12 protein-coding genes and 1 pseudogene are annotated in these 12,236 nt (G+C 47.1%); 9 read left to right on the top strand and 4 right to left on the bottom strand.

Annotated features, from left to right (window positions below; genetic code table 11):
* The first annotated feature begins 10 nt into the window (after nucleotides 1-10).
* Both QWZ05_RS09350 and truC read left to right on the top strand, forming a co-directional pair.
* The gene (locus QWZ05_RS09350; RefSeq protein ID WP_264874950.1) at nucleotides 11-325 is read left to right on the top strand and encodes a YqcC family protein; all 315 of its coding nucleotides are present in this window, start codon (nucleotides 11-13) and stop codon (nucleotides 323-325) included.
* Nucleotides 316-1,047, top strand: a complete 732-nt coding sequence (gene truC / locus QWZ05_RS09345; RefSeq protein WP_264875464.1) for a tRNA pseudouridine(65) synthase TruC — start codon at nucleotides 316-318, stop codon at nucleotides 1,045-1,047. The genes QWZ05_RS09350 and truC overlap by 10 nt, the downstream gene beginning before the upstream one ends.
* A 77-nt stretch (nucleotides 1,048-1,124) precedes the next feature.
* Here the strand turns inward: truC and dxs are convergent, their stop codons facing one another.
* The 3 genes from dxs to xseB are packed head-to-tail and all read right to left on the bottom strand — an operon-like array spanning nucleotide 1,125 to nucleotide 4,154.
* The gene (dxs, locus tag QWZ05_RS09340; protein ID WP_264874951.1) at nucleotides 1,125-2,990 is read right to left on the bottom strand and encodes a 1-deoxy-D-xylulose-5-phosphate synthase; all 1,866 of its coding nucleotides are present in this window, start codon (nucleotides 2,988-2,990) and stop codon (nucleotides 1,125-1,127) included.
* Nucleotides 2,991-3,011: 21 nt separating this feature from the next.
* Nucleotides 3,012-3,896: a (2E,6E)-farnesyl diphosphate synthase gene (gene ispA / locus QWZ05_RS09335; RefSeq protein WP_264874952.1), complete on the bottom strand. Its 885-nt coding sequence runs from the start codon at nucleotides 3,894-3,896 to the stop codon at nucleotides 3,012-3,014.
* Nucleotides 3,897-3,911: 15 nt separating this feature from the next.
* Nucleotides 3,912-4,154: an exodeoxyribonuclease VII small subunit gene (xseB, locus tag QWZ05_RS09330; RefSeq protein WP_264874953.1), complete on the bottom strand. Its 243-nt coding sequence runs from the start codon at nucleotides 4,152-4,154 to the stop codon at nucleotides 3,912-3,914.
* A 332-nt stretch (nucleotides 4,155-4,486) separates the two neighbouring features.
* Here xseB and pomA point away from each other — a divergent pair, with 332 nt between their 5' ends.
* From pomA to rlmM, 7 genes are all read left to right on the top strand, one after another.
* Nucleotides 4,487-5,251 carry a flagellar motor protein PomA gene (gene pomA / locus QWZ05_RS09325; RefSeq protein ID WP_264874954.1) on the top strand — a complete coding sequence of 255 codons (765 nt, stop codon included), beginning with the start codon at nucleotides 4,487-4,489 and terminating at the stop codon, nucleotides 5,249-5,251.
* 10 nt (nucleotides 5,252-5,261) lie between these two features.
* Nucleotides 5,262-6,206 (top strand): flagellar motor protein MotB, encoded by a 945-nt coding sequence (locus QWZ05_RS09320; RefSeq protein ID WP_264874955.1) that lies wholly within the window; start codon nucleotides 5,262-5,264, stop codon nucleotides 6,204-6,206.
* Between the two features lie 249 nt (nucleotides 6,207-6,455).
* A complete protein-coding gene (gene thiI, locus QWZ05_RS09315; protein ID WP_264874956.1) occupies nucleotides 6,456-7,904 on the top strand; it encodes a tRNA uracil 4-sulfurtransferase ThiI in 1,449 nt (482 codons plus the stop codon).
* A 620-nt stretch (nucleotides 7,905-8,524) separates the two neighbouring features.
* On the top strand, nucleotides 8,525-9,433 hold the full coding sequence (locus QWZ05_RS09310; protein WP_264874957.1) for a transcriptional regulator GcvA: 909 nt from the start codon (nucleotides 8,525-8,527) through the stop codon (nucleotides 9,431-9,433).
* Nucleotides 9,426-10,049, top strand: a complete 624-nt coding sequence (locus QWZ05_RS09305) for an alpha/beta fold hydrolase (protein ID WP_264874958.1) — start codon at nucleotides 9,426-9,428, stop codon at nucleotides 10,047-10,049. Before QWZ05_RS09310 ends, QWZ05_RS09305 begins: the two co-directional genes overlap by 8 nt.
* Nucleotides 10,039-10,458, top strand: a complete 420-nt coding sequence (locus QWZ05_RS09300; RefSeq protein WP_264874959.1) for a DUF423 domain-containing protein — start codon at nucleotides 10,039-10,041, stop codon at nucleotides 10,456-10,458. The genes QWZ05_RS09305 and QWZ05_RS09300 overlap by 11 nt, the downstream gene beginning before the upstream one ends.
* Complete coding sequence (gene rlmM / locus QWZ05_RS09295; protein ID WP_264874960.1) at nucleotides 10,455-11,546, top strand: 23S rRNA (cytidine(2498)-2'-O)-methyltransferase RlmM; 1,092 nt, start codon at nucleotides 10,455-10,457, stop codon at nucleotides 11,544-11,546. The genes QWZ05_RS09300 and rlmM overlap by 4 nt, the downstream gene beginning before the upstream one ends.
* A 40-nt stretch (nucleotides 11,547-11,586) precedes the next feature.
* On the opposite strand, the pseudogene QWZ05_RS09290 reads toward rlmM, so the two are convergent.
* Nucleotides 11,587-12,178 (bottom strand): annotated as a pseudogene (locus QWZ05_RS09290) (hypothetical protein).
* Nucleotides 12,179-12,236: the final 58 nt, after the last annotated feature.

Genomic DNA, 12,236 nt, shown 5'->3' with positions numbered 1-12,236 from the left:
TTGGTGAACAATGTCACGTAGTCATGTACTTCTTCCGCTACTGAATCAGCTTGAGCAAGCTTTAAAAGCCCTTAATATTTGGCAAGACACGCCGCCAGTGCAAGAGAAACTCATGAGCAGTGAGCCTTTTGCGATCGATACCTTGACGCCAAGTGAGTGGCTTCAATGGATCTTTATGCCCAAAATGCAGTGGCTGATTGAGCAAAAGCAACCGTTACCGAGCGGATTTTCCATTACCCCATATTTTGAAGAAGCTTGGAAAGAGCAACCAGAGATGCATGATCTCGTGGCGTTACTAAAACAAATTGATGAGGCCTGCGCATAATGCTTGAGATTATTTATCAAGATGAGTATCTGGTTGCCGTCAACAAGCCAGCAGGCATGCTTGTGCATCGTTCATGGCTGGATAAACACGAAACTCAGTTCGTGATGCAAACACTACGTGACCAAATAGGTCAGCATGTCTTCCCATTACATCGCTTAGACCGCCCGACATCAGGGGTGTTGGTTTTTGCTTTATCGAGTGAAGTGGCATCCCAAGTGATGCCAATGTTTGCCAATCATGAGATGGTCAAAACCTACCATGCTATCGTGCGTGGTTGGATTGAAGAGGGTGACACGCTGGACTACGCCCTAAAAGTTGAACTCGACAAAATTGCCGACAAATTTGCTGACCAAGAGAAAGAAGCACAAGAGGCGATCACGCAGTATGAGCCACTGGCTAAGGTCGAAGTACCTTATTCAACCGGACGTTTTCCTACTAGCCGTTATTGCTTGGTTGAGATGAAACCCAAAACCGGCCGCAAACATCAATTGAGACGCCATATGGCTCACCTTCGCCACCCTATTGTCGGCGACACGTCTCATGGTGACGGTAAACACAATAGACTGTTTCGCGAGCACTATGATTCTCACAGGTTGTTGCTACATGCTTCTCGATTGGAGCTAACCCACCCGATTACTGGTGATGAATTGATCTTGGAAGCGAGCTTTGATGAAACATGGCTAGGGTTGTTTGAGCAATTTGACTGGCAAAAGCCAGAGTAATTTTTTTGGGCAGCAAGACACAAAAAAGCAGACTTCAACCAGTCTGCTTTTTGTCTATTAAGAGGAAAGTAATCTGCTTACTTTGCCAAATAACGCTCAATTGACTGGCGAATCCCTTCGGCATCAAGCCCAAGCTCCTGATAGAGCTCTTGTTGTGAGCCTTGAGCGACAAACTTATCAGGAAGGCCGAGTGTTAGCACTGGTTTCATCAGTTTCTCTTGCATCAAGAACTCGATAACACTAGAGCCAGCGCCGCCTGCTATGGCGTTTTCTTCTAAGGTGACCAATACATCGTGAGATTGTGCTAACTCAGTGATCAGCGCCTCATCAAGCGGTTTGACAAAGCGCATATCGGCAACCGTTGCATTAAGGGCATCTGCGGCTTCCAGAGCGTCAGGTAGGAAAGTACCAAAGCTCAGGATGGCGACTTTTTCACCGCGGCGAATCATTCGCCCTTTGCCGATCTCTAGAGCAGTAAATTGTGATTCAATCTCAGCACCACAGCCACTACCGCGAGGGTAACGGACTGCACTTGGACCTTGGTGTTGATGGCCGGTGTAGAGCATCTGGCGACACTCATTCTCATCGCTTGGCGCCATGATCACCATGTTTGGAATACAGCGCATAAAGCTTAGATCAAACGCTCCTTGGTGAGTTTGGCCATCGGCACCCACTAATCCCGCGCGGTCAATTGCGAACATAACAGGTAAGTTCATGATGGCCACGTCGTGGATAAGCTGGTCATAGCCGCGCTGCAAGAAGGTCGAGTAGATGGCGACGATAGGTTTGTTGCCACCAATCGCTAGACCCGTTGCCAGTGTTACGGCATGCTGCTCTGCGATCGCGACATCAAAATATTGCTCTGGGAACTCTTTAGAGAAGCGCACCATACCAGAGCCTTCTCGCATGGCTGGGGTGATCGCCATCAACTTAGGATCTTGCGCCGCCATGTCACATAAGAAGTCTCCAAAAATGTTGGAGAAGGTCGGCTTACCGCCTGAACTTTTTGGTAGCTTACTTTTCGCGGGGTCGAACTTAGGAACGCCGTGATAGCCAATTGGGTCGCGCTCGGCAGGCTCATAGCCTTTGCCTTTTTTAGTCATGATATGCAAGAACTGCGGTCCTTTGAGGTCTCGCATATTCTTCAGAGTCTTAACCAAATCAAGCACATCATGGCCATCAATGGGGCCAATGTAGTTAAAGCCGAGCTCTTCAAATAGCGTGCCCGGAACTACCATGCCTTTGAGGTGTTCCTCGGTGCGGCGTACCAGCTCTTTGATGGGTGGGACACCAGACAGCACTTTCTTACCACCCTCGCGGATAGAAGTATAAAAATTGCCAGATAACAGCTGTGCCAGATGATTATTGAGTGCGCCAACATTCTCTGAGATAGACATTTCGTTGTCGTTGAGAACAACCAGCATATCTGGGTGCACATCACCCGCGTGGTTCATCGCTTCAAATGCCATACCTGCGGTAATTGCACCGTCACCAATCACACTGACTACTTTGCGATTTTTGCCTTCTTTGGCGGCGGAGATTGCCATGCCAAGACCGGCACTGATCGATGTTGAAGAGTGCCCTACCGAAAGCGTGTCATATTCGCTCTCTTCACGCCAAGGGAAGGGGTGAAGTCCATCTTTTTGACGAATGGTCGGCATCTGGTCACGACGACCTGTTAGGATCTTATGTGGATAAGCTTGATGACCTACGTCCCAGACGAGTTGGTCAAACGGTGTGTGATAGACGTAATGAATCGCAACGGTAAGCTCGACGGTACCGAGGCCAGACGCAAGGTGACCACTGGACTGGCTGACAGAGTTCAGTAGATAGGTGCGTAGTTCTTCACACAGCTTTGGTAGCATCTCTTTTGGCAGACTGCGAAGCTCTTCTGGCGTATTTGCTAAAGCTAGCGTTGGATATTTTGAAATATCTAGTGTCATTCTAATTCGCGCACTTATTGTTTAGCTCTCTCGCTCGATCACGTATCGAGCAAAAGATTGTAATAATGTCGTATCGTAAGGCACTTCGTCTAAAGCGCGGAGTGCTTCTTCGAGCAGTAAGCTCGCTTTTTGCTGCGCACCTTCAAGCCCAAGTAGAGCAGGGTAAGTGCTTTTGTGCAGCGCTAGATCAGAACCTTGAGGCTTGCCTAGCGTTTTTGTGTCTCCTACCACATCCAAAATGTCATCTTGGACTTGGAAGGCTAACCCGACCGCTTTCGCGTAGCGATCAAGGGCCGGTAACACGTCAACGCCTTTTTCACCTGCTGCCAGTGCGCCCAAACGCACAGCGCATGAGATAAGTGCGCCGGTTTTGTTGCGATGAATCTCCTCTAGCTGAGACAAAGAAACCGCTTTGTTCTCGGCCTGAAGGTCAAGGCTTTGCCCTACGCACATCCCTTGCGCGCCAGAGGCTTTGGCTAACTCTGATACCATTTTGATACGCAGAGATTCAGCATTGGGTGCAAGAGATCCATCCGCCAAAATCGTAAACGCGAGAGTTTGCAGTGCATCACCGGTCAAGATAGCGGTGGCTTCGTCAAACTTAATGTGACAAGTTGGCTGGCCGCGGCGCAACTCATCGTCATCCATCGCAGGTAAATCATCGTGAATGAGAGAGTAGGCATGTACACACTCAATGGCCGATGCTGGCGTGTCCAAATCTTGCAGAGATTGTCCAAGCATTGTGCCTACAGCATAGACCAAAAATGGCCGTGCTCGCTTACCGCCAAGCAGTAGGCCATATTTCATTGCTTGGATTAGCGCGTTATCTTGATGTGGTAGTTGGGATAACCAGACATCCAATTGTTGATTATTGCGCGATTGATATTCGCTTAAAGCCGCAATCATAGAGTTATCTATTATTTAGTCTTGTTCTGTATGAAATTCGCTAAGTTCGGCGTCTTGTCCTTGCTCTAGCAGGATGCTCACACGCTGTTCAGCTTGCTCAAGCTTGGTTTGGCTTGCACGAGCTAATGCGATACCACGCTCGAATTTTTTCAGAGCGTCTTCTAGGGCTAAATCACCGTTTTCAAGCTGTTCAACCAAGCCATCAAGCTCTTCAATGCTGGCTTCAAAGCTCATGTTTTCGGGTTTCTTGCTGGCCATGAAATGTCTCTTATTTAATAGATGCTCGCAAGTTACATCAGGGCAGGGTATTGGTCAAACTTATCAGTGGTTTTTGTCGGAAAAGTCGCGCGATTAGACGCAATTATCTTGGTGGTAACTTGTTGAAGTTATGCTTGTTTGGCTACATTTTGTGGCCTTACTGGAAAAAAACGCGCATTTTCATTAAAAGTTACCTTCCAGGTGCCGATAATTCTTTTAAAGCAGTTTACTCTGCGTAAGATATGCGCGAGTGCGTACTCAGTTATTTGGCTGCGTAGGCCATGGCGATTGAAGAGATAGACGCGCAAGAAAAGAGAAGCGAGGAGTATCGAGTGGATTTAGCAACCCTGATAGGGCTAATTGGTGGTTTCGCCTTCGTTATTATGGCGATGGTATTAGGCGGCAGCATTACTATGTTTGTCGACGTCACCTCGATCTTAATCGTTGTGGGTGGTTCTACCTTCGTGGTGTTGATGAAATTCACTATGGGGCAGTTTTTCGGTGCGGCAAAAATTGCTGCGAAAGCATTTATGTTTAAAACCGATGAGCCTGAAGACTTGATTGCTAAAATTGTCGAGATGGCTGATGCCGCTCGTAAAGGCGGTTTCTTAGCGCTTGAGGAGATGGAGATCACCAACAGCTTTATGCAAAAGGGCATTGATCTTCTCGTTGATGGACATGATGCGGATGTGGTGCGTACGGCGTTGCAAAAAGATATCGGCCTGACGGATAACCGTCATGATAGTGGTGGCGCGGTTTTTCGAGCGTTTGGTGATGTTGCCCCAGCGATGGGGATGATTGGTACCTTGGTCGGCTTGGTGGCGATGCTTTCTAACATGGATGATCCAAAGTCTATCGGTCCTGCGATGGCTGTTGCACTTCTTACCACCCTGTACGGCGCGATTTTGTCTAACATGGTGTTTTTCCCGATTGCGGACAAATTGGCTCTGCGCCGTGAGCAAGAGACCCTCAATCGTCGTTTGATTATGGACGGTGTGTTGGCTATTCAAGATGGTCAGAACCCACGAGTGATAGACAGTTACTTGAAGAACTACCTCAACGAAGGTAAACGCTCACTTGGCGTAGACGCTGAGTAAGGACATAAAGATGGAAGATGATCAAAATTGTAAGTGTCCACCTCCGGGGCTTCCCCAATGGATGGGCACGTTTGCCGACTTGATGTCGTTATTGATGTGTTTCTTCGTTCTTTTGTTGTCGTTTTCTGAGATGGATGTCCTCAAGTTCAAGCAAATTGCAGGTTCGATGAAGTTCGCTTTTGGTGTACAAAACCGATTGGAAGTCAAAGACATTCCAAAAGGCACCAGCATCATCGCACAAGAATTTCGCCCTGGCAGACCAGAGCCGACCCCCATTGATGTCATAATGCAGCAAACCATGGACATCACTCAGCAAACGCTGGAGTTCCACGAAGGAGAGTCTGACAGAGCGGGTGGCGCGCAACGCGACGCTGGCCAGTTAGACGGCGGTCAATCTCCGGAAACGTCAACGCAGAATAACCAGAACGTTGAATCGGAGATGAACCAGCAGCAATCTGAGGCCATGGCGCAAGAGATGGAGACGCTTGAAGAAGCGATCAAAAAAGCGCTGGATAGAGAAATTGATAGCGGCGCGATAGAGGTAGAAAACCTTGGGCAGCAGATTGTGATTCGTATCCGAGAGAAAGGCGCATTCCCCGAAGGTTCTGCTTTCTTGCAGCCTAAGTTCCGTCCTTTGGTGCGACAGATTGCCGACTTGGTGAAAGACGTTCCGGGGATGATAAGCGTCTCGGGCCACACAGACAATCAGCGTTTAGATTCGGAGCTGTATCGTTCCAATTGGGACCTCTCATCACAGCGCGCTGTATCCGTAGCGCAAGAGATGGAAAAAGTACGTGGTTTCCCATATCAACGCATGCGGGTACAAGGTTTAGCCGATACTAAGCCGCTCGTGCCGAATGAGAACGAAGCGATGCGTTCACGAAATCGCCGTGTAGAGATCAGTATCATGCAAGGCGAACCGCTCTACAGTGATGAAGTCAACGTGAGCGAATAACAAGCAACAAAAGGTGAGCAAAAAAGCTCACCTTTTTTGTGCCTGTCGGTTTGTTGTTTGAGTTGTGAGCGTCATGTATACTCACCGACCTTTAAAAGACCAATCCAGACAGGGACTTGTTCGATAGGCTTGGTTTTAGACCAAATTGATAATACAGCCTAGCAAGTGTTGCTATGCTTATAGAGCCTAAGCAGGTCTACCACTCAGTGCTCTTATGTATTCGATTACGAACAAAACGGCGAAATAGTTATGAAATTTATTGTAAAGCCCCATCCAGAAATTTTTGTTAAAAGTGAGTCTGTCCGCAAGCGCTTCACTAAAATTCTAGAGTGCAACATTCGTAACATCATTCAGCGTCGCACTGAGTCGGTAGCGGTATTCAACCGCCGTGATCACATTGAAGTGACATCAGAAAGCGATCAGTACTTCAATGAAGTGATTGAGATTTTAACCAGCACACCGGGTATTCACCACGTACTAGAGGTGAAACAGTCTGAGTTTACCGATATGCATGACATCTTTGAGCAGGTGTTAGAGCTTAATCGTCCAAACATCGAAAACAAAACGTTTGTTGTGCGCGCAAAACGTCGTGGTAAGCATGACTTTACCTCTATTGAACTAGAACGTTACGTTGGTGGTGGCTTGAACCAAGCGGTTGAGTCAGCAAGCGTTAAACTGCACAAACCTGATGTTACGGTTAAGATTGAGATTGCTGGTGACAAGCTCAATCAGGTGATTGCACGCCACAAAGGCCTGGGCGGCTTCCCTCTGGGAACTCAAGAAGATGTACTTAGCCTGATTTCTGGCGGCTTCGACTCTGGTGTTTCCAGCTACCTGCATATTAAACGTGGTTCAAAAACCCATTACTGCTTCTTTAACCTAGGTGGCCCAGCGCACGAAATCGGTGTTAAGCAGGTTGCTCACTACCTATGGAACAAGTTCGGCTCATCGGCAAAAGTGAAGTTTATCGCGGTAGACTTTGAGCCGGTTGTGGCTGAAATCCTAGAGAAAGTCGACGATGGCCAAATGGGCGTTGTGCTCAAGCGTATGTTTATGCGCGCAGGTGGCATGATTGCTGAGAAATTTGGTATTCAAGCGCTAGTGACAGGTGAAGCGTTAGGTCAGGTATCAAGCCAGACATTGACTAACTTGCGCCACATTGACGTTGTGACCGATACCTTGATTCTACGCCCTCTGATTAACTGGGATAAAGAAGACATCATCGACCTTTCGCGCATCATCGGTACAGAAGACTTTGCGAAGACAATGCCAGAATATTGTGGTGTTATCTCACGCAAACCAACCGTGAAAGCCGTGAAAGCGAAGCTAGAAGCGGAAGAAGAGAAGTTCGACTACTCAGTGCTTGAGAAAGTGGTGATGGAAGCTCGAGTGATGGATATTCGTGATATCGAAAAAGAGAGCCAAGAAGCAGCCCCAGAGGTTGAACAGGTTCAAGATGTTGTAGATAACGCGATTGTTCTGGATATTCGTAGCCCAGAAGAAGAAGACGAGAGCCCACTAGAGATCGATGGTGTCGATGTGAAGCACCTACCGTTCTACAAACTAGGGACTCAGTTTGGTGACCTTGACCAGCAGAAGACCTACTTGCTTTATTGTGACCGCGGCGTGATGAGCCGTCTACAAGCGTTGTATTTGCAAGAGCAAGGCTTTAACAATGTGAAGGTTTACCGCCCTTAGAGTGCGTCTCAACCCCTGATAATAGATAAAACGCAAATCGTTAGACGGTTTGCGTTTTTTTATGCCTGGATTTGAGTGATGTGTGCTGTGAATTGTCTTCCTGAACTCGTTTCAGGACCTACTCTCCACGAAAGAGAGGCTGATGTGTCAGGTTTGGTTAGATACTGAAATGAATTCAGTATGACGGACTATTTATCATATCAGGCTATTTGGTTTGACGAAGTGTTTTGGTAACGATGTTTTGGTGACGATGTTTGGGGGGCGTATTGGTGTGGGTTAGAAATAGGGAAAGAGTCTAGTTTTTAAATTGCACACATAAAAAAACACCGCCTTAGGGAGGCGGTGCTAAATATCTTTTTGACAGACAGGTCAAAATGAATACAGGAAGTATGGTTTAGCCGTCAAGGAGGTGACCACTAAACGAATGGTAGAATTCTACCCAAACTCGAAATCCGAGTTTTGCAAACACAACATCGCAGCAACAAGCCAATCAATTCTAGAGAGAACTGAGCCGTTCAGGCTCCTTGCTACGGGGTGAAATATAGAATTTCTCTAGCCGCTGAGCAACGGACAATTTATAATGTTTCAGATTAAAAAAACTAATGGAAAGTTATCCGCCTATGTCTCGTCGATTACCTCCGCTCAACTCGTTGAAAGTGTTTGAAGCTGCGGCTCGTCACTTAAGCTTCACTCGTGCAGCTGAAGAGCTGTTTGTCACCCAAGCAGCAGTCAGTCATCAGATCAAAGCACTAGAAGAATTCTTGGGTCTAAAGCTCTTTCGTCGTCGCAATCGTTCACTGCTTCTTACCGAAGAAGGACAGAGCTATTTTACTGACATTAAAGACATTTTTTCTTCTATTGCCGAAGCCACTGATAAGGTGCTTGAGCGCAGTGAAAAAGGGGCATTGACGATTGCGATGCCTCCGAGCTTTGCCATTCAGTGGTTGGTACCAAGACTGGCTGACTTTAACCAACAAGAGCCAGACATTGATGTACGCATTAAAGCAGTTGATATGGATGAAGGCTCGCTTACTGATGATGTTGATGTGGCAATCTATTACGGGCGCGGAAACTGGGGTGGGCTGCGCGCAGATAAACTCTATCAAGAGTTTTTAATGCCGCTCTGTTCACCGACATTGTTGCTTGGACAAAAACCATTAGAAACATTAGCTGACCTATCTCAACATACTCTGTTACACAATACGTCTAGAAAAGGTTGGAAGCAGTTTGTGAAAGAGAATCACCTTTCTGAGGTCAATGTAAACCAAGGACCAATCTTCAGCCACACAACCATGGTTTTGCAAGCGGCAGCCCACGGACAAGGTATTGCGCTGGGTAATAACGTTCTAGCACAGCCAGAATTGGATGCGGGGCGTTTGATTGCTCCTTTTGATGAGATTCTTCTCACTCCGAACGCGTTCTATGTGGTTTGTCATGACAAACAAGCGGACATGGGGCGTATCGCCACCTTCCGTGATTGGATGATCGCGAAGGCGAAAAGTGAACAACAGGATATTTTAAATGGATAATCGTCTCTACGATGGCAATGAAGGCCACCCGATCTTTATATTTGCTCATGGCGCGGGTGCAGGTATGGATCACGACTTCATGAATGAGGTGGCTAAACAAGTTGCGGAGCACGATCTGCGTGTTGTTCGTTTTAACTTTCCTTATATGGTGAAAAGAGCAGAGGATGGCAAAAGGCGTCCGCCAGACCGAGCGCCAAAGCTACTTGAAGTCTTTAGCGAGGTTATTGAGTCTTTAGCGCCAAGCAAAGTGGTGATTGGTGGGAAGTCGATGGGGGGGCGTATGGCCAGCCTACTAGCAGAGCACCCGAATGTGGTGGCTGTGACTTGTTTGGGCTTTCCATTCCACCCACCTGGTAAACCAGAAAAATTCAAAGGCGAGCATTTGGCGACATTTCAGAAGCCTTGTTTAATCTTGCAGGGTGAGAGAGATGCCTTTGGTTCGCGTGATGAGTTTGAGCATTTTGAATTATCGGACTCGATTCAAACAAGCTTCATCCCTGATGGCGATCATAGTTTCAAACCAAGAAAGCGCTCAGGTCACACCGAAGCTGGCAATTTGAGCTTAGCCGCTGGGAAGGTTGCGCAGTTTGTTAAGGAGCAGCTCAATGCCGAGTAGTTCAATATTATTAGCAATAGGGGGCGTCCTAAGTGGTATTGGAGTGATGCTTGGCGCGTTTGCAGCCCATAGTCTTAAATCTCTACTTGCCCCTTATCTTCTGGAAGTTTTTCAAACCGGAGTCATGTATCAATTTATTCACGCGCTTGGGGTTTTGGTGTGCGCAATCGCGATGAAACTGCCATCGATTAGGGATAAAGGTAAAAAGTATTTTTTCCGAGCGGCAATTTGCTTTATTATCGGCACCCTTTGTTTCAGTGGTAGCCTATACGCGCTTGCCCTGACAGGCATTAAATGGTTTGGTCCAATTACACCATTTGGTGGTCTATTGTTTATTATTGGCTGGGGAATCTTTGTATTCGCAGCGCTGCAATCTCAACTCACACAAACTAACGAGGAAAACTTGTGAAACACTTAATGCTTTACTGCCGCTCAGGCTTTGAAAAAGAGTGTGCTGGTGAAATCCAGGACAAAGCTACTCAGCTAGAGGTGTTCGGTTTTCCTCGCGTAAAAAATAACTCTGGTTTTGTGGTATTTGAGTGTTATCAAGCCGGTGACGCAGAGCGCCTAGTCAAAGAGCTTGATTTTAAATCTCTGATCTTTGCACGTCAGATTTTTGCAGTTGCTGCTGAGCTGAAAGAACTACCAACCAGTGATCGTATCTCACCGATTCTACAAGAGCTTGCTGAAGTGGAAGGCTTTCCTCGCTGTGGCGACTTACGTATTGAAACGCCAGATACGAATGAGGCAAAAGAGCTATTGAAGTTCTGCCGTAAATTTACTGTGCCAATGCGTCAAGCGCTTCGCGGTAAAGGCCTCTTGCTGGCGAAAGACAACCCGAAAAAGCCAGTATTACACATCTGCTTTGTCGCACCAGGTCATTGTTATATCGGCTACTCATTGGTGACGAATAACTCTCAGTTCTTTATGGGGATCCCACGTCTTAAGTTCCCATCAGATGCGCCAAGTCGCTCAACCTTGAAGCTAGAAGAAGCGTTTCATGTCTTCATTCCTCGTGAAGAGTGGGACGAGCGTTTGGCTTCTGGCATGTGGGGTGTAGATTTAGGTGCTTGTCCTGGTGGCTGGACTTACCAACTCGTCAAGCGCTCAATGTTCGTTCACTCGGTAGACAACGGCATGATGGCAGACAGCTTGATGGAAACCGGTCAGGTGAAGCACCATCAAGAAGATGGCTTTAAATTTGAGCCAGCTCGTAAGAACGTCACGTGGTTGGTGTGTGACATGATAGAAAAGCCATCGCGCGTAGCACAGCTGATGGGTGAGTGGATCATTCGCGGCTGGGCGAAAGAAGCGATTTTCAACCTCAAGCTACCAATGAAAGGTCGCTATGACGAAGTTTTAGAAGATATTGAAAACCTCAAGTACTTCATGATTGAAAATGGCGTTAAGTTCAAGATGCAAGCCAAGCACTTATACCACGATCGAGAAGAGATCACAGTACACGTTCAGTGTCTATCGAACATCTCTCCGCACTAAAATAGATAAAGGGCTCGATATTGATCGAGCCCTTTGCTTTCTACTGAGTCACCTGCATCATCTTTTCCATTATCTGCATGCTTTCTGCAAAATAGGGGTTGTAGGTCAGGCGCGCGTGGACTTTGTCTGGTTCGGTGTAGCCCCAAGCCGAATACCACACCTCTTCGCCAGCCAGGCAACGAGCTTCAAGATCATCTCCTTGTCCATTATTGCAAATGCGAATCGTACCCTGCGTTCCGTATTCGGAGTTCAAAGGGGAAAATAGCATGCCCAGGTAGGAGTATGGTGCGAACAAGATAGCCTTGTGAGGCCAAGTGGCGACCAATATCTTTAAAAGAGAATGGGCTATCCCCCAAACCATGCACAAGTAGCACCGCTTCACCATTGGGTGTCGTAGGGGTGAACTCTTGGGGCATGATTAGCGAGAGTTCTCGTTCTTTATCTTTAGTCATAAAGACACGGTGTTCTAATAGCCAGTCTCGCGTTTCTTGTTGATAGTAGGAAAAACGGCTTTGGTTATAGTCAGGTAGAGCTTCAGAGGCTTGGTAGACAGGCTGATCGGTTTCTTTATTGCACCCCGATAGTATAAGGGCGGTGCAAACCACGAAGGCAAATTGGTGCAATCTTGTCACAGAGTCAATGACCTCAATATTTATCAAACACTCAATAATATTAGGTCATCAAACGTGA

Source organism: Vibrio agarivorans (assembly GCF_030409635.1).
Lineage (GTDB): Bacteria > Pseudomonadota > Gammaproteobacteria > Enterobacterales > Vibrionaceae > Vibrio > Vibrio agarivorans.
The sequence above is the reverse complement of the archived record's forward strand: the minus strand, read 5'-3'. Positions and strand labels throughout refer to the sequence as shown.

What these genes read in the sequence shown, in the direction of transcription:
- QWZ05_RS09310 (WP_264874957.1), top strand. Translation starts at nt 8,525, where the DNA reads ATGTCTCGTCGATTACCTCCGCTCAACTCGTTGAAAGTGTTTGAAGCT.
- QWZ05_RS09350 (WP_264874950.1), top strand. Translation starts at nt 11, where the DNA reads ATGTCACGTAGTCATGTACTTCTTCCGCTACTGAATCAGCTTGAGCAA.
- QWZ05_RS09300 (WP_264874959.1), top strand. Translation starts at nt 10,039, where the DNA reads ATGCCGAGTAGTTCAATATTATTAGCAATAGGGGGCGTCCTAAGTGGT.
- dxs (WP_264874951.1), bottom strand. Translation starts at nt 2,990, where the DNA reads ATGACACTAGATATTTCAAAATATCCAACGCTAGCTTTAGCAAATACG.
- ispA (WP_264874952.1), bottom strand. Translation starts at nt 3,896, where the DNA reads ATGATTGCGGCTTTAAGCGAATATCAATCGCGCAATAATCAACAATTG.
- QWZ05_RS09320 (WP_264874955.1), top strand. Translation starts at nt 5,262, where the DNA reads ATGGAAGATGATCAAAATTGTAAGTGTCCACCTCCGGGGCTTCCCCAA.
- QWZ05_RS09305 (WP_264874958.1), top strand. Translation starts at nt 9,426, where the DNA reads ATGGATAATCGTCTCTACGATGGCAATGAAGGCCACCCGATCTTTATA.
- xseB (WP_264874953.1), bottom strand. Translation starts at nt 4,154, where the DNA reads ATGGCCAGCAAGAAACCCGAAAACATGAGCTTTGAAGCCAGCATTGAA.
- thiI (WP_264874956.1), top strand. Translation starts at nt 6,456, where the DNA reads ATGAAATTTATTGTAAAGCCCCATCCAGAAATTTTTGTTAAAAGTGAG.